Origin of the sequence: Rhodoferax sp. WC2427, assembly GCF_040822085.1 — a bacterium.
Classification (GTDB): domain Bacteria; phylum Pseudomonadota; class Gammaproteobacteria; order Burkholderiales; family Burkholderiaceae_C; genus Rhodoferax_B.
In genome coordinates this window covers 4,732,865-4,757,653 of the sequence record NZ_CP162006.1, presented here as the reverse complement: position 1 = coordinate 4,757,653, position 24,789 = coordinate 4,732,865, and the positions used below count along the sequence as shown (strand labels likewise).

The following is a 24,789-nucleotide window of genomic DNA, read 5'->3' as shown; positions in this document are numbered from 1 at the left end:
TCCCTTTGATGCCTGAAACCCAGCGCAGTACCCGCCGCCGCCGCTTCACTCTCACGCCCGTGGCCTGGGTTGCTGTGGCCTTGCTGCCTTGTGTCTTGCACGCCGAAGAGGCCGAGGCACCGCTGGTGCTCAAGCCCAGCGCCTTGCTGCAAGAGCAGATTCCGCTGGCCATGCGCGAGCAGATGCCGACCTTTTTCTCGGGGGACCACAGCCTGGGCCGCCCGGACCTGGATACCGTGATCGACGGCCACGCCATGATGCGCAAGGGCGATATGGTGCTGCAGGCCGACCGCGTGGAGTACTACCAGCCCGACGATCTGGTCAAGGCGCGCGGCAATGTGCACATCAACCGCGCGGGCAATATCTACGAAGGCCCGGCGCTGGAGCTCAAGGTCGATGCGTTTGAGGGCTTCTTCAACGAGCCGCGCTACCAGTTCCTGAAAAACGGGGCCTTTGGCCAGGCCGACCGGGCCGACTTCGTGGACGACAGCCGCGTGGTGCTGCACAACGCCACCTACAGCACCTGCCGCCGCGAATCCGGCCCGAGCTGGATGCCCGCCTGGATGCTGCGCGCCACCACCATCAGCATCGACACCGAAGAAGAAGTCGGCACTGCCGAGGGCGCGGTGCTGCGCTTCCAGGATGTGCCCATCCTGGCCTTTCCGACCATGGACTTCCCGCTGACCGACAAGCGCAAGTCCGGCTACCTGCCGCCCACCATCGGGCTGGACAACATCAACGGCGTAGAGCTGACGGTTCCCTATTATTGGAACATCGCGCCCAACCGGGACGCCACCTTTTTCCCCACCGTGATGAGCAAGCGCGGCGTGGACCTGGGCGGCGAATTCCGCTATCTGGAGCCCGACTACCGCGGCACGCTGCGCACCAACTACATGCCCAACGACTCGCTGCGCGACCGTTCGCGTTGGAGTTACGCGCTGCTGCATTCCGGCACCGTCCAGACTGGCCTTGCGGGCGTGGGCGGGCTGGGGCTGAACCTGAATTTGAACCGCGTCAGCGACGACAACTACTGGAGCGATTTTGGCCGCGCCACCACCTCGCTGACCCAGCGCCTGCTGGCCAACGACGCCACTGTGTCGTGGGCGCGCGGCAACTTCTTTACCAGCCTGCGTACGCTGAAATGGCAGACGCTGCAAAGCGTGACGGCACCCATCGTGCCGCCATACGACCGCCTGCCCCAGATCACCGGGCGCTATGCCCGCTATGACCTGCCTGGCGGCTTCGATGCCTCGGTGGACGGCGACTACACCCATTTTTCGGCCGACCGCAGCCTGACCAGGCAGCCCAACGCCAAGCGCAGCTTTGCCCTGGGCCAGATCAGCCGCCCCTGGGTGGCACCGGGCTGGTTCATCACCCCCAAGCTGCAGCTGCATGCCACCCGCTATGAATTCGATGAAGCGCTGGCCAACGGTGCGACCACGGCCGACCGCACCGTGCCCACCTTCAGCCTGGACACCGGGCTGGTTTTTGAGCGCGATGCCAGCTTCTGGGGCAAGGCGCTGCGCCAGACCCTGGAGCCGCGCGCCTTCTACGTCAACACGCCGTACCGCAACCAAAGCCTGTTGCCCAACTACGACTCGGCGCTGAACGACTTCAACTTTGCCACCGTCTTCACCGAAAACGCCTTTGGCGGCAACGACCGCATCGCCGACAACAACCTGCTGACCCTGGGGGTCACCACCCGCTTCCTGGAGCCCGCCACCGGTGCCCAGTTGGCCCAGTTTGGCGTGGCCCAGCGCCTGCGTTTCAAGGACCAGCGGGTTACCCTGCCTGGTGGCACGCCCGCCACCGACCGCCTGAGCGACTTTCTGGTGGGTGCGCAGCTCAACTGGGATCCGCGCTGGACCTTTGACACCACGGTGCAGTACAACCCCGACACCGGCCGCTCCCAGCGCGCCAGCGTCGGTGGGCGCTGGAACCCCGGCAACTACCGGGTCATCAGCGCCGCCTACCGCTACCAGCGCAACTCCAGCGCCACGGCCACCGACGGCAGCGAGCAGATCGACATCGGCTGGCAGTGGCCGCTGAGCGCCCTGTGGGGCGACAAGGGCCAAGACCTGGGTGCCGGGCAAGGCCAGGGCGCGGGCCGCTGGTACAGCGTGGGCCGCCTGAACTACAGCATGCACGACCGCAAGCTAGTGGATGGCGTGGTGGGCTTTGAATATGATGCGGGCTGCTGGCTGGGCCGTATCGTGCTGGACCGCACCCAAACCGGCACCACCACCACCGCCAACCAGAAGATCTCGTTCCAGTTGGAGTTTGTCGGCTTCACCCGCCTGGGTGTGGGCACCAACCCCCTGTCGGTCCTGAAAGAAAATATCCCCCGCTACCAGTACCTGCGCGAGCAGACCACCACCCCTAGCCGCTTTAGCCAGTACGACTAGCCTTCTACGTTCCCCTCTTTTCCCCTATCTGTACCATGAGCAATCGCTTTTTTCGCAAGACGCTGCTGGGCTTGGCGGCGTTGGCGGCCCTGACCGCATCCGCCCAGGGGCTGCGCCCCTCCACGGGCGCAGGCACCGGTCTGACGGGCAACATCCCTGCCCGCACCTCCGATGCGCAGCGCCAGGCGGACTTCATCGTCGCCGTGGTCAATTCCGAGCCGATCACCAACAACGAAGTGCGCGCCCGCGTCATCCGCACCCTGCAGCAGATGGCCCAGCAAGGCACACCGGCCGGTGAAGCCGACCAGGCTGTGGTGGTCCGCCAGGTGCTGGATCGCCTGATCCTGGAAAAAGCCCAGTTGCAGTTGGCCGCCGAAACCGGCTTGAAGATCGATGATGCGACGGTGGATGCTGCCGAGCTGAACGTGGCCCGGCAAAACCAGCTGGACGTGCCCGAACTGCGCCGCCGGATGGTGCAGGACGGCATGGTGCCCGCCCAGTTCCGCGAAGAGCTGCGCAACCAGCTCATCCTGACCCGCTTGCGAGACCGCGAAATCGATGCCCGCCAGCGCGTCAGCGATGCCGATGTCGACCAGTACCTGCGCGACCAGCAGGCCAACACCGACCCCAGCGCCCTGGAGCTCAACCTGGCCATGGTGCTGGTGGCCGTGCCCGAAAACGCTTCCCCCGAGCAAGTCGCCACCCTGCAAGCCAAGGCCGAGAGCCTGCGTGCGCGGGCCGCGGCCGGTGCCGACTTCGCGGGCTTGGCCCGCACATCGTCGGACGCCCCCGACCACGCCCGTGGCGGCGCGATGGGCATGCGCCCGGCCGACCGCTATCCGGATGTCTTTGTGGAGGCCACCCGTGGCCTGGACACGGGCGGTGTCAGTGCCGTGGTCCGATCGGGTGCCGGCTTCCATATCCTGAAGGTGCTGGACAAACGCCAGGGCGGCCTGGCCACCACCGTGGTCCAGCAGCACGCGCGCCACATCCTGCTGCGCACCGGCCCGCGCCTGACCGAGTCCGCCGCCGTGGAGCGCATGAACGACTTCAAGCGCCGCATCCAGAGCGGCCAGGCCGACTTTGCCCAGTTGGCCAAGGAAAACTCGACCGACGGCAGCGCAGCCCAGGGCGGCGACCTGGGCTGGTCCAGCCCCGGCCAGTTTGTGCCCGAATTTGAAGAGGCGCTGGACAAGCTGGAGCCCGGCCAGATTGCGGATCCGCTGGTGTCGCGTTTTGGCGTGCACCTGGTGCAACTGCTGGAGCGCCGCGAGGCCGCCGTGACCCCGAAAGAGCAGCGCGAAATCGCCCGTGGCATCGTGCGCGAGAAGAAGCTGGACGAGGCCTACGCCCGCTGGCTGGAGCAGGTGCGTTCGCGGGCCTACGTCGAATTCCGCGAACCGCCCCAGTGAAACATATCCCCCGCAAACGTTTCGGCCAGCACTTTCTGGCCGACCGCAGCATCATCGACAGCATCGTCGATGCCATCAATCCGCAGCCTGGCGACCACATGGTCGAAATCGGCCCCGGCCTGGCCGCGTTGACGCAGCCACTGGTCGAGCGGCTGGGCCACCTCACCGTGGTCGAGCTGGACCGCGACCTGGCCGTACGCCTGCGCCAGCATCCGCAGCTCACCGTGGTGGAATCGGATGTATTGAAAGTGGACTTCACGCAGTTTCCACAAGCGCAAGCAGCTACAGATTCAGGAGTAACTGCACCGAAGAAGCTGCGGGTGGTGGGCAACCTGCCCTACAACATCTCCACACCCATCCTGTTCCATCTGCTGGACGCGGTGGCGGTGGTGCAAGACCAGCATTTCATGCTGCAAAAGGAAGTCATCGACCGCATGGTGGCCCGCCCGTCCACTGCCGCCTATGGCCGTCTCAGCGTCATGCTGCAGTGGCGCTACGCGATGGAAAACGTGCTGTTCGTGCCGCCCGAGTCGTTTAATCCACCTCCGCGCGTGGACAGCGCCGTGGTGCGCATGGTGCCCCACGCCGACCCGGCAGCCGTGCCGTTGCAACTGCTCAGCGAAATCGTCCAGGTGGCCTTCAGCCAGCGCCGCAAGATCATGCGCCACACCCTGGGCAAATGGCTGACCGAGAAGGCCTACGCAGGCGTTTTCGACACCCAGCGCCGGGCCGAGGAGGTGCCTGTGGCCGAGTACGTGGCGCTGGCCTTGGCGGTCGCAGCCGCATAAAAAAAGCCCGTCAAAGACGGGCTTTTTGCTGTGGGCGCAGCGCCTTTAAGCTGCGGCGAGCCAGTAACCGGCGTTGAACGGGCTGCTCATGCGCAGCGCGAACGGAGACACGTCCACCAATTTGTCGGTGGGCATTTTTTCGCCGGATTCGGTCAACTCGATGCCTGAGACGGCATCGCTGCCTGCCTCATTCGCCCGTTCTGCTTGGCTGGTGTGTGCAGAACGGGCTACAGAAAAGAATAGAAGCATCGGAACGGTATCTTCCGGTCTCCCCAGTAGTCGGCAGCTTCGCGGAAGATGTCCAGCAACTGTTCGCGGGCTTCCTTGTCGAACTTGGCATGGGCCGGGATTTGTTCCAGCACCACCACGAAACCAGGCTGTGGGCCCGATTTATGCAGTGGGTCTGTCATGCAGTCGTACAGTGCGTCAAAGTTCTTGCCGAAATGGGTCGGGAAGGTGAACTGCTGGGCAATCATGTCCAGCACGTCTTGTTTGCTCTGGGCGTTGGCCAGATTGGCATACAGGAAATGCTGGCCCAGGCCCACCGCCGCGTCTTGCAGGTCTTGCACGCGGAAGGCGCGTATCGACTGCACGATGTTGCTTCTTACGTTGCGAAGAGGCATATCCGTCTCCGCTTTCTTTTCATTCATCTTCATGTACCCCGACTTCAAAATTCTATGGAACCAGTACCCACACGCTTATTCGACGATGTGGCGAAAACTCGCGTAGTGGTCGCTGGTATAAAAACAAGCATCTGGTGCTCTAGGCGGGCCACCGCACACAATGCGTTTGGCCCCTCGGTTGCCAGCACCCGCCGTTTTCACGGTGTATTCGCGGTAATACCCGCGATGTTGTGATGGCAAAATTCGTTCTCGGTTCCCAAACACCACGCCATCCTTGTCAAAAGGAAATGGCCCACCTTGCTGGATCAGCTGGTAGGTCACACGGCCTTGAGGGGGAAGCTGGACGAGCTGGATGGTTTCCAGACCGCCGACGGGATTGGGTGCCTTGGCATACCCCAATGTGGTGCATAGAACCGATCCAACCAACATTGCCACGGCGCAAATTCGCTTGCGGGCTGTGTTTTCTATCGCTTGGACCATGGGGGAATGCACCTTTGGAGAACCTCGGGTTAACCCGGTAATTTCAAGGCGCTAGTGTGCCGTATACGCCCCAAAAAAGCAAGGGGCTGCCCAAAATTTGGGCAGCCCCTAGGGGAATAATGCCCACTAAGTGAGCACTTGCTGGCGAATTCGGTGTTATCGCACCACGTTGGCGTCGGCCACCGTCAAGGCGGTCATGTTTACAATTCTTCGCACGGTGGTGCTGGCAGTCAGAATGTGTACAGGTTTTGCGGCGCCCAGCAACACCGGGCCAATCGCAATGTTGCCGCCCGCAGCGGTTTTCAACAGGTTGTAGGCGATATTGGCCGCATCGATGTTGGGGAACACCAGCAGATTCGCATCGCCGACCAGCGGACTGTCGGGCATGGTCAGTGCGCGAGCGGCACCGTCGAGCGCAATGTCGCCATGCATTTCGCCGTCGACTTCCAGCCAGGGCGCTTCGGTTTGCAGCAGTTCCAGCACGCGGCGCATTTTGACGGCGCTGGGCTGGTTGCTTTGGCCGTAGTTGCTGTGCGAGAGCAGCGCCGCCTTCGGCTTGAGGCCAAAGCGCATCATTTCTTCGGCCGCCATGACGGTGATTTCGGTCAGTTCTTCGGCCGTAGGGTCGTAGTTGACGTGGGTATCGACCAGGAAGACCTGGCGACCCGGCAGCATCAGGCCATTCATGCAGGCGTAGATCGGCACGTCTTGCGGCGTGCTGGGGCAGCCGCCCGCGCGTTTGCCGATCACCTGGTCGATGTAGTGCAGGTGGATGGAGGTGTGGCCCCAGGTGCCGCAAATCATGCCGTCGACTTCGCCTTTATGCAGCAACATGCCGCCAATCAGCGTCAAACGGCGGCGCATTTCGATCTTGGCCATCTGAGCCGTAACACCTTTGCGCTCGGTCATGCGGTGGTAGGTCTGCCAGAAATCGCGGTAACGGTGGTCTTGCTCGACGTTGACGACGTCGTAGTCCAGCTCTTCGCGCAGGCGCAGGCCAAACTTCTTGATGCGCTCGGCGATGACGCTGGGGCGGCCGATCAGGGTGGGTCGTGCCAAACCTTCGTCCACCACGATCTGGCAGGCCCGCAGCACGCGTTCTTCTTCGCCTTCGGCGTAGCAGACGCGCTTCTTGGCCGCGTTTTTGGCAGCATCGTAGATCGGCTTCATCGTCGTGCCCGACGCGTAAACGAAGTTTTGCAGACGGGTACGGTAAGCATCCATGTCGGTGATGGGGCGCAGGGCCACGCCGCTGTCGGCGGCGGCCTGGGCCACGGCCGGCGCGATCTTCATCATCAGGCGCGGGTCAAACGGCTTGGGAATGATGTATTCGGGGCCAAATGCAAGTTGCTCACCGGCATAGGCGGCGGCCACCACTTCGCTTTGTTCGGCCTGTGCCAGCTCGGCAATGGCGTGCACCGCGGCAATTTCCATTTCCAGCGTGATGGTGGAGGCGCCCGCATCCAGCGCACCGCGGAAGATGTAGGGGAAGCACAGGACGTTGTTGACCTGGTTCGGGTAGTCGGTGCGACCGGTGGCGATGATGGCATCGCTGCGCACGGACTTCACATCTTCGGGCGAGATCTCGGGGTTGGGATTGGCCAGCGCCATGATCAAGGGCTTGGCGGCCATTTTGGCCACCATCTCTTTTTTCAGCACGCCGCCAGCCGACAGGCCCAGGAACACGTCCGCACCCTCGATGACCTCGCTGAGCGTACGGGCGGTGGTGTTCTGGGCGTAGACGATCTTGTCGGCGTCCATCAGCTCGGTACGGCCTTCATAGACCACGCCGGCCAGATCGGTGACGTAGATGTTTTCGCGCGGTATTCCCAGCTTGACCAAGAGGCCCAGGCAGGCCAGGGCGGCTGCGCCGGCACCGGAGGTGACCAGCTTGACGGTCTTGGGGTCTTTGCCGACGACTTTCAGGCCGTTCAGAATCGCTGCGCCCACGCAGATCGCGGTGCCGTGCTGGTCGTCGTGGAAGACCGGGATCTTCATGCGTTCACGCAGCTTGCGCTCGACGTAGAAGCAGTCGGGGGCCTTGATGTCTTCCAGGTTGATGCCGCCAAAGGTCGGCTCCAGCGAGGCGATGATGTCCACCAGCTTGTCGAGGTCGTGCTTTTCGTCGATTTCCAGGTCGAACACGTCGATGCCTGCAAACTTCTTGAACAGCACGCCCTTGCCTTCCATGACCGGCTTGGAGGCCAGCGGGCCGATGTCGCCCAGGCCCAGCACGGCCGTGCCGTTGGTGATCACCGCGACCAGGTTGCCCCGGCTGGTGTATTTGAAGGCGTTGTTCGGGTCTTTGACGATTTCTTCGCACGGCGCGGCCACACCCGGCGAGTACGCCAGGGCCAGGTCGTGCTGGTTGACCAGCTGTTTGGTCGCCGCGATAGCAATCTTGCCGGGCGTGGGGAACTCGTGGTATTCGAGGGCGGCTTGGCGCAGTTCGGCGCGTTTTTCGTCGGTGTTAGCCGTAGGGTTGCTCATCTGGCGTCTCCTGCCATGGCCGCCGACCTAAATGCGCCGGGCAGTCACTGTGTCAAAGGGACTGCGATTGTAGGGTCCGCCCGAGGGCGATTTCCGTACGGGGTTTTGCTGACGCGTCGATTACGCGAAACGGGTAGACGTTGGCGCCCGGCCTGCAATGTGGCGGAAAGTGATGCGTCCCTTGGACAGGTCGTAAGGCGACAGTTCCAAAGACACATGGTCACCCGCCAGAATGCGGATGTGGTTTTTGCGCATCTTGCCTGCGGTATAGGCGATGAGGACGTGGCCGTTTTCCAGCGTCACGCGAAAACGCGAGTCGGGCAGGACTTCGGACACAAGGCCCTTCATTTCGATCAGTTCTTCTTTTGCCATTCGTTAATTCCTTGAGAGTAGACGGTATGTAAATTACTAACTTTTAAGCGTGTGCAGCGCTCGGATTGGAGTGGCGCGCACGCACCCACTGCAAACCTTGCTCAACCGCGTATTGTGTCGCGGTTGCAGCATCGTCGAACAGACCTATGAAACGCATCACACGGTCATGTGAGCCATTTTGGATAGAAACCGAGGCGCCAAAGCGGCCATCGGCACATTCACGGGTGAGCGGCGACAGAAGATACTTGCCAGCGGCAATGGAATTGTTGTTTTTGTTCATGATGGGAAACCAGGCTCCCTTACTTATGGGTAGCCAAAATGCGTGTTGTCACACTGCGTTATTTTTATGACGCACTTCCGATGAAATTGCACAGGAGGCGGGTCGTGCGCAGCACCCGTTTGGGGTATCTGCGGACCAAGTACTTTGAATCTCTGGCCCGCACAGCGTGACAAAGGTGCGGGCAAACTCGGGGTACTTGGGTGTGGTCAGTGGTACGGTGTGTTGGGATACACCGCACAAGTTTCATGGCGAAACTGTTCTGACCAAGCCACTTATTATAACCCAGGCACGCAAAACGGGCTCAGGCCCGCATCAGTGCCTCGATTTCGTCGGGGTCGACCGGCACGCCCCGGCTGATCAGTTCGCAGCCGCTGGCGGTCACGATGGCATCGTCTTCGATGCGGATGCCGATGTTGTGGAAGGCCACGGGCACGTCTGGGCCGGGGCGCACGTAGATGCCGGGCTCGATGGTCAGCACCATGCCCGGCTGCAGGATGCGGCTGGGGCGGTTGGTGATGGTCTCGCCGCTGAGCGGGTCGCTGCGCTGGCTGCTGTTGCCGATCTCGCTGGCCTCCACGTAGCTGCCGCAGTCGTGCACGTCCATGCCCAGCCAGTGGCCGGTGCGGTGCATGTAGTAGGCGAAGTAGGCCCGGCTGGCGATCACGTCGTCCACGGTGCCCACCTTGTTCTTGTCCAGCAGGCCCACGTCCAGCATGCCCTGCGCCAGCACCTTCACGGTGGCCTCGTGCGGGTCGGTGAAGCGTGCGCCGGGTTTCGTGGCGGCGATGGCGGCCACCTGGCTGGCCAGCACCAGCTCGTACAGGGTGCGTTGCGGGCCGCTGAATGTGCCGTTGGCCGGGAAGGTGCGGGTGATGTCGCTGGCATAACCGTCGAGCTCGCAGCCCGCGTCGATCAGCACCAGCTCGCCATTACGCACCGGGGCCTTGTCGGCGCGGTAATGCAGCACGCAGGCATTGGCCCCGGCGGCCACGATGCTGCCGTAGGCCGGGTACTGCGAGCCGTGGCGGCGAAATTCGTGCAGCAGCTCGGCATCCAGGTGGTACTCAAATACCTCTTCACCGTTGCGCAGCATGCGGGCCGAGAGCTGCATGGCGCGGATGTGGGCCCCGGCGCTGATCTGCGCGGCACGGCGCATGGTGGCCTGCTCGCTTGCATCCTTGAACAGGCGCATCTCGTCGAGCACGCTGCACAAGTCGCGCTGGGTGTCGGGGCACAGCGCGCCAAAGCGTACGCGGGCACGCACCTTGTTCAGCCAGCCATCGACCCGGCCCTCCAGCCCTTTGTGGGTGGCAAACGGGGTCCAGACAGCGCTGCGGTTTTCCAGCAGGCGGGGCAGTTGGGTGTCCAGATCTGCTACGGAATATGCAGCATCCAGCGCAAGCGCGGCGGGCGCTGCGTCCGGGCCGAGCCGGAAACCGTCCCAGATTTCGCGCTCGAGGTCCTTGGGCGCGCAAAACAGCGTGGATTGGCCTTCGCCGGTCACCACCAGCCAGGCGTTGGGCTCGGTGAAGCCGGTCAGGTAGTAGAAGTAGCTGTCGGCGCGGAATTGGAAGTCGCTGTCGCGGTTGCGCTGCTGCTCGGGTGCGGTGGGGACGATGGCGATGCCGCCAGGGCCGATCTTTTGGGCGAGTTGGGCGCGGCGTTGGGCGTAGATCGTGGTGGTCATGGTGTATTCAGTTCGGCGAGTTGTTCGGGGGTGCCCACGTTGTGCCAGGGGCCGTCAAAACGGGATGCGGTGATGCGTTGCTGGCGGATGCCGTCAAACAGCAGCGGGCCCAGCGCGGCCTTTTGGCCCAGGGGCAGGTGATGGCACAGCTCGGCGCGCACCAGGGCCAGGCTGCTGTAGGTGTGGCGCTGGCCGTCCGGGCCGGGGCTGTCCAGCGCCAGGCCGTTGGCCGCAATGCCGAAGTCGCCCTGCGGGTGGTAGGGCGGGTTGGGCACCATCCACAGGTGGGCCAGGGCATCGCTGCGCGCAAAGTCGGCGGCGGCGCTGGCATCGAAGCCAAAGCTGGGGGCGTAGATGTCGCCCGCCACCAGCCAGAAGGTATCGCCCAGCAACGGCAGGGCTTTTTTGACGCCGCCCGCGGTTTCCAGTGCGCCGCCGTGGTCGCGGCCTTCCATCGAATAGCGGATTTGCAGGCCCCAGCGGGCGCCGTCGCCCAGGGCGGCGGGGATTTTTTCTTCCAGCCAGGCGGTGTTGATGACCACCTGGCGCACCCCGGCCGCCGCCAGGGCTTCCAGGTGCCAGACGATCAGCGGTTTGCCGTGGACTGGCAGCAGCGGCTTGGGGGTGTGGTCGGTCAGCGGGCGCATGCGCTCGCCGCGGCCGGCGGCGAGGATCAGGGCGTGTTCAATCGGTGGATGGGCAGGCATGTCTTTGATTATCGGCGTGCACCGTTCCCGCATGCGTGCTACTGAATAAATAGCTGCTCACGCTCATGGTGTAAGCGCTAGAGGCCTAAAAGACCACATTCTCTAAAACGGGTAGTGGCGGGGCGTGGTTTGCACGGTGATCCAGCGCAGGTCGGTAAACGCCTCGATCCCCGCCCGGCCGCCGAAGCTGCCAATGCCACTGCCTTTGACCCCGCCAAACGGCATCTGGGGCTCGTCGTGCACCGTGGGGCCGTTGACGTGGCAGATGCCGGACTGGATGCGCCCGGCCACCTGCAACGCGCGGGCGATGTCGCGGCCAAACACGGCGCTCGACAGGCCGTAGGCGTTGTCATTGGCGCAGGCTACGGCCTCTTCCACACCGTGGACCCGCACGATGCCTTTGACCGGGCCAAAGGATTCGTCGCTGTAGATGCGCATGGCGGGCGTGACGTGGTCCAGCAGGGTGGCGGGCATCAGCGTGCTGTCGGCCTTGCCGCCGCACAGCAAGGTTGCGCCCTTTTCCAGCGCGTCGTCGATCAGCGCGTTGCAGCGGTGCACCGTGGCCATATCCACCACCGAGCCCAGTACCACCGGTCCCTGGCGCGGGTCGCCCAGGGCCAGGCTGGCGGCCTTGGTGGCGAGCAGGGCCACGAAGGCATCGGCCACGCTGGCGTCCACGATGATGCGCTCGGTGGACATGCAGATCTGCCCCGAATTGGCAAAGGCGCCGAAGGCGGCGGCGTTGACGGCGGCTTCCAGATCGGCGTCGTCCAGCACCAGCAGCGGGGCCTTGCCGCCCAGCTCCAGCAGCACCGGCTTGAGGTACCTGGCGCAGGTGGCGGCCATGATCTTGCCCACGTGGGTGGAGCCGGTGAAGTTGACGCGGCGCACCGCCGGGTGGGCCACCATGGCCTCGACCACCGTAGCGGCATCGGCCGGGGCGTTGGTGATGAAGTTGACCACGCCCGGCGGCAGCCCGGCCTCTTGCAGGGCTTCGATGATTAGGCCGTGGGTGGCGGGGCACAGCTCCGAGCCCTTGAGCACCACGGTGTTGCCGCAGGCCAGCGGCACGGCGATGGCGCGTACGCCCAGGATGATGGGCGCGTTCCACGGGGCCATGCCCAGCACCACGCCCGCCGCCTGCCGCACGCCCATGGACAGGTTGCCGGGCACGTCGGACGGAATCACCTCGCCGTTGATCTGCGTGGTCAGTGACGCGGCCTCCAGCAGCGTGCCCGCGGCCAGGTGCACGTTGAACCCGGCCCACATCGCCGAGGCGCCGGTCTCGGCGGCCATGGCGGCGATGAAGGCGGGGGCTTTGGCCTCCAGCGCGTGGGCGGCCTTGGTCAGCAGGGCGCGGCGCTGGCCCGGCCCGGTGGCCGACCAGGCGGGGAAGGCGGCCGCAGCGGCTTCCACGGCGGCAATGGCATCCTGCACCGTGGCGGCGGGGGCTGTGGTGGCGACGGTGCCGTCCAGCGGGTTGCGGCGCTCGAAGGTGGCGCCATTGGATGCGGCGGTGGCCTGGCCGTGGATGAGCAGGGAAATGGTGGGCATGGTGTGTCTCCTGGTTTTTTTTGCTATGCATAGCGTAGCTGCTCACGCTTGTCCTATCAGCGTAAGGGGGCTATTTTGCTTAAATGCCCGCTGGCGGTGGCAGCCGCCGCACCAGACAACCCACCCTAATTCTGAATTAGATTTTCTAATAACCAATAGCTTAATAAATTAGGGCAACTTATATTGCAGCCTGTTACGGTTTTTGAGTCAGGGAGTGGCGCATGAAAGTATTGATCTTGGGCAGCGGGGTGATTGGCACCTGCACGGCGTATTACCTGGCCAAGGCGGGCCACCAGGTGACGGTCATCGACCGCCAACCCGGCCCCGCGCTGGAAACCAGCTTTGGCAATGCGGGCGAGGTGTCGCCCGGCTACTCGTCGCCCTGGGCCGGGCCGGGCGTGCCCCTCAAGGCCATCCAGTGGATGATGATGCACCACAGCCCGCTGGTGATCCGCCCGCTGCTCGATCCCGCCATGTGGCGCTGGGGCGCGCAGATGCTGCGCAACTGCACCGAGGCGCGCTACCAAACCAACAAGGGCCGCATGGTGCGGCTGGCCGAATACAGCCGCGACTGCCTGGTGCAGTTGCGCGCCGACACCGGCATTGCCTACGACGACCGCAGCCAGGGCACGTTGCAGCTGTTCCGCACCCAGAAGCAGCTGGACGGCACGGCCAAAGACATCGACATCCTCAAGCAATACAAGGTGCCGTTCCAGTTGCTCGACCGCGAGGCCTACCTGCAGTACGAGCCCGCGCTGGCGCTGGTGAAAGAGAAGTTTGTGGGTGCGTTGCGCCTGCCGGGCGATGAAACCGGCGACTGCTTCAAGTTCACCAACGCCCTGGCCAAAATGGCCGAGGCGCTGGGCGTGGAGTTCCGCTACGGCGTGCAGATCGACCGTATTGCCGCCAACGGCAAACAGATCACCGGCGTGCACACCAGCGCGGGCCTGCTGACTGCCGACACCTACCTGGTCGCGCTGGGCAGCTATTCGCCCATCCTGCTCAAGCCGCTGGGCGTGCACCTGCCGGTGTACCCGGTCAAGGGCTATTCGATCACCGTGCCCATTACCAACGCCGCCGGTGCGCCCGAATCCACCGTGATGGACGAAACCCACAAGGTGGCCGTCACGCGCCTGGGCGACCGCATCCGCGTGGGTGGCACGGCCGAGCTGGCGGGCTACAGCATGGAATTGCATGAGGAGCGCCGCAACACCCTCAACCACGTGGTCACCGACCTGTTCCCCCAGGGCGGCGACACCTCCCAAGCCACGTTCTGGACCGGCCTGCGCCCCATGACCCCCGACGGCACTCCCGTGCTGGGTGGCACGCCCTACCCCAACCTGCACCTGTCCACCGGCCACGGCACGCTGGGCTGGACCATGGCCGCCGGGACCGGCCGGGTGATGGCCGACGTGCTGTCCAAACGCACGCCGGAGATCAGCATGGAAGGGCTCACGCTGGCCCGTTATGGCAACGGATTCAGCGGACTCAAGAATACCGGCTGAGGCGCGGGGGGCGGCCACCGGGGTGTGGGTTAAATTCGGGCCATGAGCACCTTTGATCCCGACGCCCTCGAATGCCTGGCCGCCATCGTTGAAGAGGGCGGCTTCGAGAGGGCCGCGCAGCGGCTCAACATCACCCAGTCGGCGGTGTCGCAGCGGCTGCGCTCGCTGGAGGCGCAGGCCGGCACGGTGCTGGTGGTGCGCAGCCGCCCGCTCAAGCCCACGGCGGCGGGGCATTTGCTGATCAAGCACACCAAGCAGCTGCGCCTGCTGCGCGCCGACCTGGAACGCGACATGCAGGAGCTGGCCCCCAGCGCCATGGGCGGCGCACGCGACGAAGAGCGGGTGTCGATTGCCATCAACGCCGACAGCATCGCCACCTGGGCCATGGGCGCACTGCAGGCCGTGGTGGCCCAGGGCCTGCCGCTGGAGATCATCACCGACGACCAGGACTTCACCCAGGAATGGCTGCGCGAAGGCCAGGTGATGGGCTGCGTCACCACCCTGAAGCAGGCCCTGCGCGGCTGCAAGGTGGTGCCGCTGGGCGCGATGCGCTACGTGGCCGTGGCCCAGGCCGCCTACGCCCGCCAGCACCTGCCCCAGGGCCTGACGGCGCACAACTTTCGCAGCGTGCCGTTTGTGGCCTTCAACCGCAAGGACGACATGCAGCGCGAATTCGTCAGCCAGGCCTTTGGCCTGAAGCGGGTGTCGCTGCGCCAGCTGTTTGTGCCCAGCTCCGAAGGCCAGGTGCGCGCCGTGCTGGCCGGTTGGGGGGTCAGCGTGGTGCCCGAGCTGCTGGCCCGCAGCCTGATCGACAGCGGCGCCCTGGTGCAGCTGGCACCCAGCCAGGCGCTGCACATCCAGCTGTTCTGGCACTGCTGGAACCTGCAGTCCGAGGTGCTAGACACCCTGAGCGCCGCCCTCACCCAGGCCGCCATGGCCGCGCTGAGCGAATAGCGCCGATCACCAAAAACTCAGGCTCTTGGCCAGGATGCGCTGGATCCACGAGCGCGAGGCCGTGTCGCTCATATCGCCCTTGCCCACCAGCTCCAGCCGCGCGTCCACCACGTCGCCCGAGGCCACCACATTGCCCGAGGTGATGTCGATCGGGTTCACCACACCCGAGAAGCGCAGGGTGCTGATGCCGTTGTTGAAGGCCATGCTGCGCTCGCCCGCCACCACCAGGTAGCCGTTGGACAGCACATTGATCACCGACGCCGCCAGGCGGCCCTGGAACTTGTTGCTGCTGTCGGTGCTGCCCTTTCCCTTGTAGGTGTCGCTGCCCGAAGCGCTGGCATCCACGTTCATGATGCCTTTCAAAATGCTGCCCAGCGAGTTGGATTCCGAGCCCGGCCCCTTGGAGGCCAGGGTGCTGGCGCGGCTGAGGTCGCTGTTGGTCACGCTGCTGGCGTTCATGCTCTCTGCTATATCGACCTTCAGGGCATCGCCGATCTTGCGCGGCTTGCGGCGGTCGGAAAACAGCGAGCCGGTGGTCATGTTCTGCCGGAAGATCGCGCCGGTGGCCACGGGCTCGATGTCGGTGGGCGGGGTCAGCGGGTTGGCCCGCACGGGGGGCGGGATGATGCTGTCGCTGGCGCAAGCCGCCAGGGTGGCCAACAGCAGCAGCCACAGGCCGCGTACAAAGGGGGATGCCATAGGTACTTTCATGTTCAGTTTTCAAAACCCGTGACGATGGCGGTCACCACCGGGGCGATCTTGCTGCGGGTCGACGACCACTTGCCCATGCCGTAGACCGGGTCCAGCGCGTAGCTGCTGCGCGACAGCACCTGCCCGGTGGCGGTGCGCAGGGTCAGGGTGGCGGTGGTGAGGTAGGTTTTGTATTCGTTGGTGAAGGGCGGAATGGCCCATTCAATACCCGCCACATAATGCAGCCACACATCGCAGGTATTCAAACCGGTGCCAGGTTCGTAAATACGGCTTTCAATCTGGTGCAGCCGCAATTCAGATTGCATGGCCGGCAGTATTTCTTGGGCCTGGGATTCCGGATTCAATGCAATACAGACTTTGTGGAAAGTCGGGTGGATATGGTAGACCGTATCGCGGGATTTGCTGGGCCCCACCGCAATGACCGAGCTGGCCGCAATTCCCGAAGCCTTGACCAGTTCCAATATCGGCACCGGGGAGAACAGGGAGCACGCCGTTTGCAGACTGCACAGCGTGGTGATTGCCAGTATCCGGTAATAGTTTTCCATATGGTGGGATTATTTTTAAACCAGGGCGTTGATCGCCTGGGCGGCGGCAGACACGCCGGTCGACGCGTAGTTGGCCGCCGCCGAGGCCGCCGTGCCCACGCCGTTGGCAACGCTGTTGTAGGCGGCTTTCAGCCCGTTGGCACCCGTGGTGGCCAGGGCCACGGTGTGGGTGGCAACGTCTTTTATTTCGTTTTCCACCCCGTCTACCACCTTGGCCAGGCTGCTGCTGGCTTGGACTGCGCCACTGGCCAAACCCATCGCCGATGCGGCCACCGGGCCAAACTCTTTGGCGTTCTTTTCAAAGCTGCCCAGCGTGGTTTGTTTAGCCGCCGCAGCGGCCTGTTGTGCCGCCAATGCGCTGGAAGAAGCACTGTTGATTTTCATGAAAATCCTTTCAGGGTAAAGAGGTAAATAAGGCGATGGATAAATTCTGCCATGTAAATAAACGGTTTATTTTGAATAAACACCATGAATACCCGGCTGTTTACAATGCTTGACATTGCACAACCGGACGCTACACCGCCGATATATATCAACATATAAAGAGCCGATTTATCCCGGAATGGGTGAATAGAGGGCGTACGATTAATAACCCGTTGAACCGATATCTTCGCAGTGCCGTGGCGGCAGGCAAAGGCGTGCGAAGCGAGGGGTATACCCGGCCTGTATTTTGTGACTTACTGGTAGCAAAATAGTCGGGTACTGTTTTTGGAAAACGATGGGGGCTAAAATCGACCGCATGAAATCCCCCGCCCCCGCCAAAGCCCCCAAGGTCTCCTTCAAGCAGCAGATGCTGGCCGCGCGCGAAGAGGCCATCGTGCAGACCGTCAACCGCCTGCTGGCCGAAAAAGGCTTTGAGGCCATGACGGTGGACGAAGTCGCCCAGGGTGTGGGCATTGCCAAGGCCAGCCTGTACAAGCACTTTCCCAGCAAGGAAGACCTGGCCGCCGCCGCCATGGTGCGCGTGCTGCACCGCACCCAGGCCTACCTGGACACCCTGCCCGCCGAGGCCCCGCCGCTGGACAACCTCAAAGCCATGGTGCGCTGGGCGATGGAGGTGCAACTGGCGGGCGAAATGCCCTCGCTGCCCAGCCAGAACTCCACCCTGCGGGCCAATCTGATGGCCAACGGGGCCTACCTGGATGCACTGGTGGGCGTGAGCGACCAGCTGGGCGGCTGGATCCAGGCGGCGCAAAAGGCCGGGCAGATCAACCCGCAGATCCCGGCGATTGCCGTGCTCTACACCCTGTTTGCCCGCGCCTGCGACCCGGTGCTGGGCTTTTTGCAGGCCAGCGGCCAGTACAGCGATGCCCAGGTGATCGACTGGGTGCTGGGTACCTGTTTTGAGGGCTTAAATGCCCGCTAGCGCTTATTCTATAAGCGTGAGAAGCTATTAATAATATAGCTTAAGAGGTATGCAGCCAGACCGCCGTGTCGGCAGGCACCCGGCCCTGCGCGTCCAGCGTGCCGCTGTTGAGTAGCAGTTTGGCCCCCGCAGGCAGCGCCAGCGGTTCGGCCGACACATTCACCATGCAGACAAAGCCCGAGCCGCGGGTGAACACCAGCGCGCCCTCGGGCGACGGCAGCCACTGCAGGCCGAAGCCGCCCAGGCCGATGTCGCTGCGCCGCAGTTGCAGGGCCTTGCGGTACAGGTCCAGGGTCGAGCCCTTGACACGGCTTTGCGCCGACACACTCAAGGCCGCCCAGGAAGTCGGCTGCGGCAGCCACGGCGGCGCGCTGGTGGGTGGGCTGAAGCCGAAGTGCGGCTGCGCGCCCTCCCACGGAATCGGCACGCGGCAGCCGTCGCGGCCGCGGCTTTTGCGGCCCGTTTGCTCGAACATCGGGTCTTGCAGCACGGCATCGGGCAGGTCTTCCACCTCGGGCAGGCCGAGTTCTTCGCCCTGGTACATGTAGGCCCCGCCGGGCAGCGCCAGCATCAGCAGGGCGGCGGCGCGGGCGCGCTGCAGGCCCAGGGCAAAGTCGGCGGGCTGGGCCAGCAGGTCGTCCAGCCAGCGCAGCGGGGCGCTGGTTTGGGGCCGGGCGTAGCGCGATACCTCGCGGGCCACGTCGTGGTTGCTCAGCACCCAGGTGGGTGGCGCGCCCACCTCGGCATGCGCGGCCAGCGTGCCGACGATGCTGGCGCGCAGCTGCTCGGCCCGCCACGGGGCCACCAGGTAGTCGAAATTGAAGGCGGTGTGCAGCTCGTCGCTGCGCACATAGCGGGCCAGCCGGTCGCCGGGGTGCACCCAGGCCTCGGCCACGAAGATGCGCGGGTCGTCGTAGCTGTCGGCCACCTTGCGCCAGGCGCGGTAGATGGCGTGCACGCCGGGCAGGTCCCAGTGCGGGTGGTTGGCGTCTTCGTGGGCGGGCAGGCTGCGCTGGCCTACGTCCGGCAAGCCAGCGGCTTTGACCAGGCCGTGGGCCACGTCGATGCGGAAGCCGTCCACACCCCGGTCGAACCAGAAGCGCAGGGTCTTTTCAAATTCGGCCAGCACTTCCGGGTTGTCCCAGTTGAAATCGGGCTGCTCGGGGGCAAAGATGCGCAAATACCAGTCGCCAGGTTGGCCGTCGGGGCTGGTGGTGCGGCTCCAGGCCGGGCCGCCGAACTCGCTGACCCAGTCGTTGGGCGGGCTGTCGCCGTTCGCACCCTTGCCGGGGCGGAAGATGAAGCGGTCGCGCTCGGGCGAGCCGGGCGCGGCTTTCAGGGCCTGCTGGAACCACACATGCTGGTCGGAGCAGTGGTTGGGCACGATGTCCAGCAGCACCCGCAGCCCCAGGGCGTGGGCTTCCTGCAGCAGCGCCTCGGCTTCGGCCAGGGTGCCAAACAGCGGCTCGATGTCGCGGTAGTCGGCCACGTCATAGCCCGCGTCCTTCATGGGCGAGGGGTACCAGGGGTTGATCCACACCGCGTCGATGCCCAGGTCTGCCAGGTAGGGCAGGCGTGCACGCAGCCCGGCAATATCGCCAATCCCGTCGCCATTGCCATCGGCAAAGCTGCGCGGATAAACCTGGTAGACCACGGCGCTGCGCCACCATGGGTAGGGGGTACGGGGGGGTGACATGGGCGGACTCCTGTTGTGCAAAGCTGGGCGACTGTTGCAAATTTTGCCACCTGCCAGCGGGTACAGGACGGTTACAGCGCGCGGAATTTGATCCAGCGCAAATGCAGGGATTGGTCCTGATTTGATAGCTGCTTGTGCTGATGCAGTAAGCGCTAGAGGGTGATTTGGCCTAAATCTCGGGTTTCTGCCAGCGTGATGCACTGGTTGGCGAAAAAGCCCACCTGCTCGTTTTTGCGCGCATAGCCCAGCGGGTTGGCCACCACCCGGCAGCCCTGGTGGGTGTAGTCGCTGGGGGCGTGCAGGTGGCCGTGCAGCCAGAGCTGGGCGTGGGGCAGCAGGTCGTCCAGCGCGTTGCAGAACCCGGCGGTGCCGGGGGTGCGGCCATAGCGCGGGTCGGCGCTGTGCAGGCTGGGGGCGAAGTGGGTCACCACCACGGTGTTACCACTAAACGGCACGGCCAGGGCCTTGCGCAGCCACTCTTGGCAGACCAGGGCCTGTTCGCGGATGCCGTCGGCCAGCATGGGCAGGCCCTGGCGGGTGGCGCTGTTCTTTTGGAGGTAGTAGTTGGCGGCGCGAAAGGCCTTGTCGCGCGCCTTGAGCTGTTGGCCCAGGGTGGCGGCGCTGTCGTCGGCCGGTGGGCCAAGGGCATCGAAGTCGCTCCACAGCGTGGTGCCGATGAAGCGTGTGCCACCCAGTTCCACCACCTCGCGCTCCAGCCAGATGAGGCCCAGGCGCGCGCAGGTGGCGCGCAGGCGATGGTGAGCTTCCTCGAAATCCTGCCCGTCGTATTCATGGTTGCCGGGCACAAACAGCACCGGCGTGGGCCAGCCCGCACCCCCTGCGGAGGGCGGCAGGGGCGAGAAGCGGGCCAGGCCAAAGTCGGCATCGACCAACTGCGACCCCGCCTGGTAGGAGCCGATATCGCCCGCCAGCACCAGCACGTCGGCCCCGGGCGCGGGGGTGGGTACGAAGTGGGGGTGCACTTCCAGGTGCAGGTCAGACAGGAGTTGGATTCGCATGGTGCGCACAGTGAAAGATCTAAAACGCCCCATTTTGGGCAGGAGTGCACGACTTTATGCAGTACGTGCATGGTTTTGGGCTTGAAGACCTAGGGAAAACCCTTATGCTAACCCTATTGCAACTTTTCACCGTGTAGACGGTGGTGCCACCATGTTCAGCTTGTTGACCCAATATATCCTGTTCCCCTCCTCCAAACCTGCCGCCCCGGCCCCCGAAAAGGGCAGTGTCGCCCAGGGTTTGATGGAATCCGCCGATGCCCAGGCCGGGCGCGATCCGCGGCATGCCGCCGAATTGCGCTACGCCGCCCTGGCGGCCCTGCGCACCACCCGCTGACCTACAGCGGCGGCGCATAGGCCTTCACGGCCACGCGCGCCACGGCCTGCCGCAGCCACAGGTGGGCCGGGCTGGATTCCATGCGGCGGTGCCACAGCGCGTCGACCAGCACCGCAGGCACTTCAAACGGCAGCGGGCGCTGCTCCAGGACATGGGTGCTACCGATGGCCTTGGCAAAATGCTGCGGCAGAACGGTCAGCAGATCGGTCTGGGCGGCGATATGGCCTGCAGTGAAAAACTGGTTCACGGTCAAGGCCACCTGGCGTTTGCGCTGGATCAGGGCCAGCGCCTCGTCGATAAATCCAAAAGAACGTCCTGAAAAGCTGACCAGCAGGTGCCGCGCCGCACAGAACTGGTCCAGCGTCAGCGTGCCTTCGGCCAGTGGATGGCCGCGCCGCATGGCGCATACATAGTGGCCGTCGTACAGCCGCAGGTGCGCATACGGTATGCCCTTGCCCACCTGGGCGCGGGCAGCCAGGTCGGCCAGCACGGCCGGGAAAAATCCCACCGCCAGGTCCAGCGTTTCGTCTTCCAGCAGCTTGCGCGGGTCGCGTGAGGCCAGCGGCAGCACGTGCAGCGACACGTGGGGGGCTTCGGCTTCCAGAATGCGCATCAGGCCCGGCAGCAGCTCGGCGGCGGTGGCGTCGGCCATGGCCAGCACAAAACTGTCGTCGGCTTCGGCCGGGGCAAAGGTGCTGGGGGCTAGCGAGCCCTGCAGCTGCCGTAACGACTCGCGCACCGTGGGCCACAGGGCCAGCGCGCGGGGTGTGGGTTCCATGTGGGCCCCGTTGCGCCGCACCAGCTCGTCACCCAGGCTGTCGCGCAGGCGGCGCAGGGCGTTGCTGACGGCGGGCTGGGTGATGGACAGATTTTGCGCGGCCCGGGTCAGGCTGCGCTCGGCCATGACTTCGTCAAACACGCGCAGCAGATTCAGGTCGAAAGTGCGAAAGTTAGGTGGGTTCATGGCGGGGTGGGCAAGTCATTTGCAGATCTAAAACCCAATCTGTTGCAAAAAAGATACGTAGAGCCAACACTCTAAACCGGCCCATGGGCAATACCAAGGGTAAACCCGATGCCTATATGGATCAAATCGGTTTAGTTAATTTGCCAACTAGTTCCGCTATATTTTAAATAGCTGCTTGCGCTTGTCTACAGGGCGGTAGGTGCTGATTTTCCGCTTTTATTTGGGCAAAAAATAGCTTTTTATGGACTGCACGGTCGTGCTATTTCAAGCACCCATGGGACTCGCCGCATCACGCATCTGAATGTAGATCATCACAAAGATAAATTTAGAAAATACTAGTGCAAACCCTAAGATTCGTTTGCGTTCAAGGCGATCCAGTCCAGAACGCTTTGTAAAAGGAACACACCATGACCAGCTTTATCAACCCCAGCTTCCGTACCGAACACCCCGGCGTAGCACGCGCTGAATCGGTTGCCGCAGCCGCACGGGGGCTGTACCAGAATTTTGACTCTTCCCGTGGCCTGGCAGCCGTGTTGCTCGCCGCCGTGGTCTCCGCCCTGGTGGTCGCCGCCGACCAATTGGTCGACAGCTGGGCCGAAGGCCACTTGCTGATGGCCTGGGTGGTCATCTGGGCCGTAGGTTTTGCCGCCATGGCCTTGTTTGCCGGCAGCGCCCGCAACCTGGCTGGCCGCGTCGTCAAGGCACTCGATGCCTGGTCGCTGCGCGAAGCCCGTGCCCGTGCCGACAAACGCCTGTGGGCCACCGCCCTGAGCGACCCGCGCATCATGGCCGACCTGCAAGTCGCCATGGGCCGCGCCGAGCAGGCCGACATCGCTGCGGCCGCCGTGGCCGAAAAGCCAAAGTCCAACCGCATTGGCCGCGCCATGCTGCGGGCCTTTGACCTGCTGGATGCCCAGGCTTACAACGCCGCCAACTACCGCGTGAGCTCGCACATCTAACTCCGGCACCCGCCAAGCAAAAGCCCCGCCCGTCTTGCCGACGGGCGGGGCTTTTTCAATGGGCGTGCAGGTGGCTTAGGTCGCTAGGCGCTTTTCGAGGGCGTTCTTGGTATCCACCAGGGCCTGGGGCAGGTGGTGGGCCAGTTGGGTGAACAGCTCGGTGTGCAGCACCAGCTCTTGGCGCCAGGCGGCGGTGTCGATGTGGGTGACGGTGTCGAACTGCGCAGGCGTGAAGTCCAGCCCGGTCCAGTTCAGCTCGCCGTAGGTGGGGCTGATGCCGAAGATGTTTTCCTGGCCAGCGGCTTCGCCTTCCAGGCGGTCGATCATCCACTTCAGCACGCGCATGTTTTCGCCGTAGCCGGGCCAGACGAACTGGCCGTCGGCACCCTTGCGGAACCAGTTGGTGCAGAAGATGGCGGGTGGGCGGGTGCCCGCATGGGCCATTTTCTGGCCCATGTCGAGCCAGTGCTGGAAGTAGTCGCTCATGTTGTAGCCCATGAAGGGCAGCATGGCGAACGGGTCGCGGCGCACCACGCCCATCTGGCCCGCAGCGGCAGCGGTGGTTTCGCTGCCCATGGTGGCGGCCATGTACACGCCTTCGGTCCAGTTACGGGCTTCGGTGACCAGGGGCACGGTGGTGGAGCGGCGGCCGCCGAAGATGAAGGCGTCGATCGGCACACCGGCGGCGTCGTCCCAGGCGTCGTCCAGCGCCGGGTTGTTGGTGGCGGCCACGGTGAAGCGGGAATTGGGGTGGGCGGCCTTGGCACCGGTGGCCTTGGCAATGGCCGGGGTCCAGTCGTTGCCTTGCCAGTCGATCAGGTGGTCGGGCAGCTTGCCGGTGTCTTTTTCCATGCCTTCCCACCACACGTCGCCGTCGTCGGTCAGCGCGACGTTGGTGAAGATCACGTCCTTGTCCAGGCTGGCCATGCAGTTGGGGTTGGTGTGGTAGTTGGTGCCGGGGGCTACGCCAAAGTATCCGGCCTCGGGGTTGATGGCGTACAGGCGGCCATCGGCACCGGGCTTGATCCAGGCGATGTCGTCACCGATGGTGGTGACCTTCCAGCCGTGGAAGCCCGCGGGCGGCACCAGCATGGAGAAGTTGGTCTTGCCACAGGCGCTGGGGAAGGCGGCGGCCACGTGGTATTTTTTGCCTTGCGGGTTGGTCACGCCCAGGATCAGCATGTGCTCGGCCAGCCAGCCCTCGTCGCGGCCCATATTGGAGGCGATGCGCAGCGCAAAGCACTTCTTGCCCAGCAGCGCGTTGCCGCCGTAGCCGGAGCCGTAAGACCAGATTTCGCGGGTCTTGGGGAAGTGCACGATGTACTTGGTCTTGTTGCACGGCCATTTCACGTCGGCCTGGCCTTCTGTCAGCGGCATGCCCACGGTGTGCACGCAGGGCACGAAGGGGCCGTCAATGTCCAGCAACTCCACCACGGCCCGGCCCATGCGGGTCATGGTGCGCATGTTGACGGCCACGTAGGGGCTGTCGGACAACTCGACACCGATGTGGGCGATGGGCGAACCCAGCGGGCCCATGCTGAACGGCACCACATACATGGTGCGGCCGCGCATGCAACCGGCGAACAGCGGGTTCAGCGTGGCGCGCATCTCGGCGGGTTCCATCCAGTTGTTGGTGGGGCCGGCGTCTTCTTTTTTGTCGGAGCAGATGTAGGTGCGGTCTTCCACGCGGGCCACGTCGCTCGGGTCGCTGCAGGCCAGGAAGGAGTTGGGGCGCTTGGCCGGGTTGAGCTGCTTGAACGTGCCTGCCGCCACCAGTTGTTGGCACAGTAGGGCGTATTCCTCCTGGCTGCCGTCACACCAATAGATGGAGTCGGGCTGGGTGAGTGCGGCCATGTCGGCCACCCAGGCCAGCAGCCGGGTGTTTTTGACATAGGCGGGCGCGGTCTGGGCCAGGCCTTGCAAAGTGCGTGCGTTCAT

The 24,789-nt window shown here is 64.2% G+C and carries 24 protein-coding genes; 8 read left to right on the top strand and 16 right to left on the bottom strand.

Annotation, left to right across the window (positions count from 1 at the left end; all coding sequences use genetic code 11):
* Positions 1-8 precede the first annotated feature (8 nt).
* Genes AB3G31_RS22055 through rsmA form a run of 3 tightly spaced genes read left to right on the top strand, consistent with a single transcriptional unit; the run spans position 9 to position 4,605 of the window.
* Complete coding sequence (locus tag AB3G31_RS22055) at positions 9-2,405, top strand: LPS-assembly protein LptD (RefSeq protein ID WP_367850404.1); 2,397 nt, start codon at positions 9-11, stop codon at positions 2,403-2,405.
* A 35-nt stretch (positions 2,406-2,440) separates the two neighbouring features.
* Complete coding sequence (locus AB3G31_RS22050; RefSeq protein ID WP_367848174.1) at positions 2,441-3,817, top strand: peptidylprolyl isomerase; 1,377 nt, start codon at positions 2,441-2,443, stop codon at positions 3,815-3,817.
* Positions 3,814-4,605: a 16S rRNA (adenine(1518)-N(6)/adenine(1519)-N(6))-dimethyltransferase RsmA gene (rsmA, locus tag AB3G31_RS22045; protein ID WP_367848173.1), complete on the top strand. Its 792-nt coding sequence runs from the start codon at positions 3,814-3,816 to the stop codon at positions 4,603-4,605. Before AB3G31_RS22050 ends, rsmA begins: the two co-directional genes overlap by 4 nt.
* Positions 4,606-4,650: 45 nt before the next feature.
* Here rsmA and AB3G31_RS22040 read toward each other — a convergent pair whose 3' ends face one another.
* The 9 genes from AB3G31_RS22040 to AB3G31_RS22000 form a co-directional block, all read right to left on the bottom strand.
* Complete coding sequence (locus AB3G31_RS22040; protein ID WP_315190412.1) at positions 4,651-4,854, bottom strand: hypothetical protein; 204 nt, start codon at positions 4,852-4,854, stop codon at positions 4,651-4,653.
* On the bottom strand, positions 4,833-5,261 hold the full coding sequence (locus AB3G31_RS22035; protein WP_315190415.1) for a barstar family protein: 429 nt from the start codon (positions 5,259-5,261) through the stop codon (positions 4,833-4,835). Before AB3G31_RS22035 ends, AB3G31_RS22040 begins: the two co-directional genes overlap by 22 nt.
* Before the next feature lie 42 nt (positions 5,262-5,303).
* A complete protein-coding gene (locus AB3G31_RS22030; RefSeq protein WP_367850403.1) occupies positions 5,304-5,657 on the bottom strand; it encodes a ribonuclease domain-containing protein in 354 nt (117 codons plus the stop codon).
* Positions 5,658-5,864: 207 nt separating this feature from the next.
* Entirely contained in the window at positions 5,865-8,198 is a 2,334-nt protein-coding gene (locus AB3G31_RS22025) for an NADP-dependent malic enzyme (protein ID WP_367848172.1), read from the bottom strand.
* 120 nt (positions 8,199-8,318) lie between these two features.
* Positions 8,319-8,570, bottom strand: coding sequence for a translation initiation factor IF-1 (gene infA, locus AB3G31_RS22020; protein WP_092757223.1), 252 nt, complete (start codon positions 8,568-8,570; stop codon positions 8,319-8,321).
* 43 nt (positions 8,571-8,613) lie between these two features.
* Complete coding sequence (locus AB3G31_RS22015; RefSeq protein WP_295952514.1) at positions 8,614-8,850, bottom strand: hypothetical protein; 237 nt, start codon at positions 8,848-8,850, stop codon at positions 8,614-8,616.
* Between the two features lie 301 nt (positions 8,851-9,151).
* Positions 9,152-10,537: an aminopeptidase P N-terminal domain-containing protein gene (locus AB3G31_RS22010; RefSeq protein WP_367848171.1), complete on the bottom strand. Its 1,386-nt coding sequence runs from the start codon at positions 10,535-10,537 to the stop codon at positions 9,152-9,154.
* Complete coding sequence (gene murU / locus AB3G31_RS22005; RefSeq protein ID WP_367848170.1) at positions 10,534-11,244, bottom strand: N-acetylmuramate alpha-1-phosphate uridylyltransferase MurU; 711 nt, start codon at positions 11,242-11,244, stop codon at positions 10,534-10,536. The genes AB3G31_RS22010 and murU overlap by 4 nt, the downstream gene beginning before the upstream one ends.
* Before the next feature lie 102 nt (positions 11,245-11,346).
* A complete protein-coding gene (locus AB3G31_RS22000; RefSeq protein ID WP_367848169.1) occupies positions 11,347-12,798 on the bottom strand; it encodes an aldehyde dehydrogenase in 1,452 nt (483 codons plus the stop codon).
* 221 nt (positions 12,799-13,019) lie between these two features.
* Here AB3G31_RS22000 and AB3G31_RS21995 point away from each other — a divergent pair, with 221 nt between their 5' ends.
* A complete protein-coding gene (locus AB3G31_RS21995; protein WP_367848168.1) occupies positions 13,020-14,303 on the top strand; it encodes a D-amino acid dehydrogenase in 1,284 nt (427 codons plus the stop codon).
* A gap of 42 nt (positions 14,304-14,345) precedes the next feature.
* Positions 14,346-15,257, top strand: a complete 912-nt coding sequence (locus AB3G31_RS21990) for a LysR family transcriptional regulator ArgP (RefSeq protein ID WP_367848167.1) — start codon at positions 14,346-14,348, stop codon at positions 15,255-15,257.
* A 6-nt stretch (positions 15,258-15,263) separates the two neighbouring features.
* On the opposite strand, the gene AB3G31_RS21985 is transcribed toward AB3G31_RS21990, so the two are convergent.
* From AB3G31_RS21985 to AB3G31_RS21975, 3 genes are all read right to left on the bottom strand, one after another.
* Positions 15,264-15,956, bottom strand: coding sequence for a flagellar basal body L-ring protein FlgH (locus AB3G31_RS21985; RefSeq protein WP_367848166.1), 693 nt, complete (start codon positions 15,954-15,956; stop codon positions 15,264-15,266).
* Between the two features lie 14 nt (positions 15,957-15,970).
* Positions 15,971-16,273 (bottom strand): hypothetical protein, encoded by a 303-nt coding sequence (locus AB3G31_RS21980; RefSeq protein ID WP_367848165.1) that lies wholly within the window; start codon positions 16,271-16,273, stop codon positions 15,971-15,973.
* 255 nt (positions 16,274-16,528) lie between these two features.
* Positions 16,529-16,897, bottom strand: coding sequence for a hypothetical protein (locus AB3G31_RS21975; RefSeq protein WP_367848164.1), 369 nt, complete (start codon positions 16,895-16,897; stop codon positions 16,529-16,531).
* A 355-nt stretch (positions 16,898-17,252) separates the two neighbouring features.
* On the opposite strand from AB3G31_RS21975, the gene AB3G31_RS21970 reads away from it, so the two are divergent.
* Positions 17,253-17,879: a TetR/AcrR family transcriptional regulator gene (locus AB3G31_RS21970; protein ID WP_367848163.1), complete on the top strand. Its 627-nt coding sequence runs from the start codon at positions 17,253-17,255 to the stop codon at positions 17,877-17,879.
* Positions 17,880-17,919: 40 nt separating this feature from the next.
* Here AB3G31_RS21970 and AB3G31_RS21965 read toward each other — a convergent pair whose 3' ends face one another.
* Entirely contained in the window at positions 17,920-19,575 is a 1,656-nt protein-coding gene (locus AB3G31_RS21965) for an alpha-amylase family glycosyl hydrolase (protein ID WP_367848162.1), read from the bottom strand.
* 152 nt (positions 19,576-19,727) lie between these two features.
* Positions 19,728-20,594 carry a metallophosphoesterase gene (locus tag AB3G31_RS21960; protein WP_367848161.1) on the bottom strand — a complete coding sequence of 289 codons (867 nt, stop codon included), beginning with the start codon at positions 20,592-20,594 and terminating at the stop codon, positions 19,728-19,730.
* Between the two features lie 151 nt (positions 20,595-20,745).
* Between AB3G31_RS21960 and AB3G31_RS21955 the strand changes: the two genes are divergently transcribed.
* Complete coding sequence (locus tag AB3G31_RS21955) at positions 20,746-20,928, top strand: hypothetical protein (protein ID WP_367848160.1); 183 nt, start codon at positions 20,746-20,748, stop codon at positions 20,926-20,928.
* Position 20,929: 1 nt separating this feature from the next.
* Here AB3G31_RS21955 and AB3G31_RS21950 read toward each other — a convergent pair whose 3' ends face one another.
* Positions 20,930-21,892 carry a LysR family transcriptional regulator gene (locus AB3G31_RS21950; RefSeq protein ID WP_367848159.1) on the bottom strand — a complete coding sequence of 321 codons (963 nt, stop codon included), beginning with the start codon at positions 21,890-21,892 and terminating at the stop codon, positions 20,930-20,932.
* Between the two features lie 407 nt (positions 21,893-22,299).
* Here AB3G31_RS21950 and AB3G31_RS21945 point away from each other — a divergent pair, with 407 nt between their 5' ends.
* Positions 22,300-22,851, top strand: a complete 552-nt coding sequence (locus AB3G31_RS21945; protein WP_367848158.1) for a hypothetical protein — start codon at positions 22,300-22,302, stop codon at positions 22,849-22,851.
* A gap of 75 nt (positions 22,852-22,926) precedes the next feature.
* Here AB3G31_RS21945 and AB3G31_RS21940 read toward each other — a convergent pair whose 3' ends face one another.
* Positions 22,927-24,789, bottom strand: a complete 1,863-nt coding sequence (locus AB3G31_RS21940; RefSeq protein WP_367848157.1) for a phosphoenolpyruvate carboxykinase (GTP) — start codon at positions 24,787-24,789, stop codon at positions 22,927-22,929.

Excerpts from the sequence above, each read along its gene's own strand:
- AB3G31_RS22055 (WP_367850404.1), top strand. The coding sequence starts at position 9 with ATGCCTGAAACCCAGCGCAGTACCCGCCGCCGCCGCTTCACTCTCACG.
- AB3G31_RS22050 (WP_367848174.1), top strand. The coding sequence starts at position 2,441 with ATGAGCAATCGCTTTTTTCGCAAGACGCTGCTGGGCTTGGCGGCGTTG.
- AB3G31_RS22040 (WP_315190412.1), bottom strand. The coding sequence starts at position 4,854 with ATGCTTCTATTCTTTTCTGTAGCCCGTTCTGCACACACCAGCCAAGCA.
- AB3G31_RS22035 (WP_315190415.1), bottom strand. The coding sequence starts at position 5,261 with ATGAAGATGAATGAAAAGAAAGCGGAGACGGATATGCCTCTTCGCAAC.
- AB3G31_RS22030 (WP_367850403.1), bottom strand. The coding sequence starts at position 5,657 with ATGTTGGTTGGATCGGTTCTATGCACCACATTGGGGTATGCCAAGGCA.
- AB3G31_RS22025 (WP_367848172.1), bottom strand. The coding sequence starts at position 8,198 with ATGAGCAACCCTACGGCTAACACCGACGAAAAACGCGCCGAACTGCGC.
- infA (WP_092757223.1), bottom strand. The coding sequence starts at position 8,570 with ATGGCAAAAGAAGAACTGATCGAAATGAAGGGCCTTGTGTCCGAAGTC.
- AB3G31_RS22015 (WP_295952514.1), bottom strand. The coding sequence starts at position 8,850 with ATGAACAAAAACAACAATTCCATTGCCGCTGGCAAGTATCTTCTGTCG.
- AB3G31_RS22010 (WP_367848171.1), bottom strand. The coding sequence starts at position 10,537 with ATGACCACCACGATCTACGCCCAACGCCGCGCCCAACTCGCCCAAAAG.
- murU (WP_367848170.1), bottom strand. The coding sequence starts at position 11,244 with ATGCCTGCCCATCCACCGATTGAACACGCCCTGATCCTCGCCGCCGGC.
- AB3G31_RS22000 (WP_367848169.1), bottom strand. The coding sequence starts at position 12,798 with ATGCCCACCATTTCCCTGCTCATCCACGGCCAGGCCACCGCCGCATCC.
- AB3G31_RS21995 (WP_367848168.1), top strand. The coding sequence starts at position 13,020 with ATGAAAGTATTGATCTTGGGCAGCGGGGTGATTGGCACCTGCACGGCG.
- AB3G31_RS21990 (WP_367848167.1), top strand. The coding sequence starts at position 14,346 with ATGAGCACCTTTGATCCCGACGCCCTCGAATGCCTGGCCGCCATCGTT.
- AB3G31_RS21985 (WP_367848166.1), bottom strand. The coding sequence starts at position 15,956 with ATGGCATCCCCCTTTGTACGCGGCCTGTGGCTGCTGCTGTTGGCCACC.
- AB3G31_RS21980 (WP_367848165.1), bottom strand. The coding sequence starts at position 16,273 with ATGCAATCTGAATTGCGGCTGCACCAGATTGAAAGCCGTATTTACGAA.
- AB3G31_RS21975 (WP_367848164.1), bottom strand. The coding sequence starts at position 16,897 with ATGAAAATCAACAGTGCTTCTTCCAGCGCATTGGCGGCACAACAGGCC.
- AB3G31_RS21970 (WP_367848163.1), top strand. The coding sequence starts at position 17,253 with ATGAAATCCCCCGCCCCCGCCAAAGCCCCCAAGGTCTCCTTCAAGCAG.
- AB3G31_RS21965 (WP_367848162.1), bottom strand. The coding sequence starts at position 19,575 with ATGTCACCCCCCCGTACCCCCTACCCATGGTGGCGCAGCGCCGTGGTC.
- AB3G31_RS21960 (WP_367848161.1), bottom strand. The coding sequence starts at position 20,594 with ATGCGAATCCAACTCCTGTCTGACCTGCACCTGGAAGTGCACCCCCAC.
- AB3G31_RS21955 (WP_367848160.1), top strand. The coding sequence starts at position 20,746 with ATGTTCAGCTTGTTGACCCAATATATCCTGTTCCCCTCCTCCAAACCT.
- AB3G31_RS21950 (WP_367848159.1), bottom strand. The coding sequence starts at position 21,892 with ATGAACCCACCTAACTTTCGCACTTTCGACCTGAATCTGCTGCGCGTG.
- AB3G31_RS21945 (WP_367848158.1), top strand. The coding sequence starts at position 22,300 with ATGACCAGCTTTATCAACCCCAGCTTCCGTACCGAACACCCCGGCGTA.
- AB3G31_RS21940 (WP_367848157.1), bottom strand. The coding sequence starts at position 24,789 with ATGAACGCACGCACTTTGCAAGGCCTGGCCCAGACCGCGCCCGCCTAT.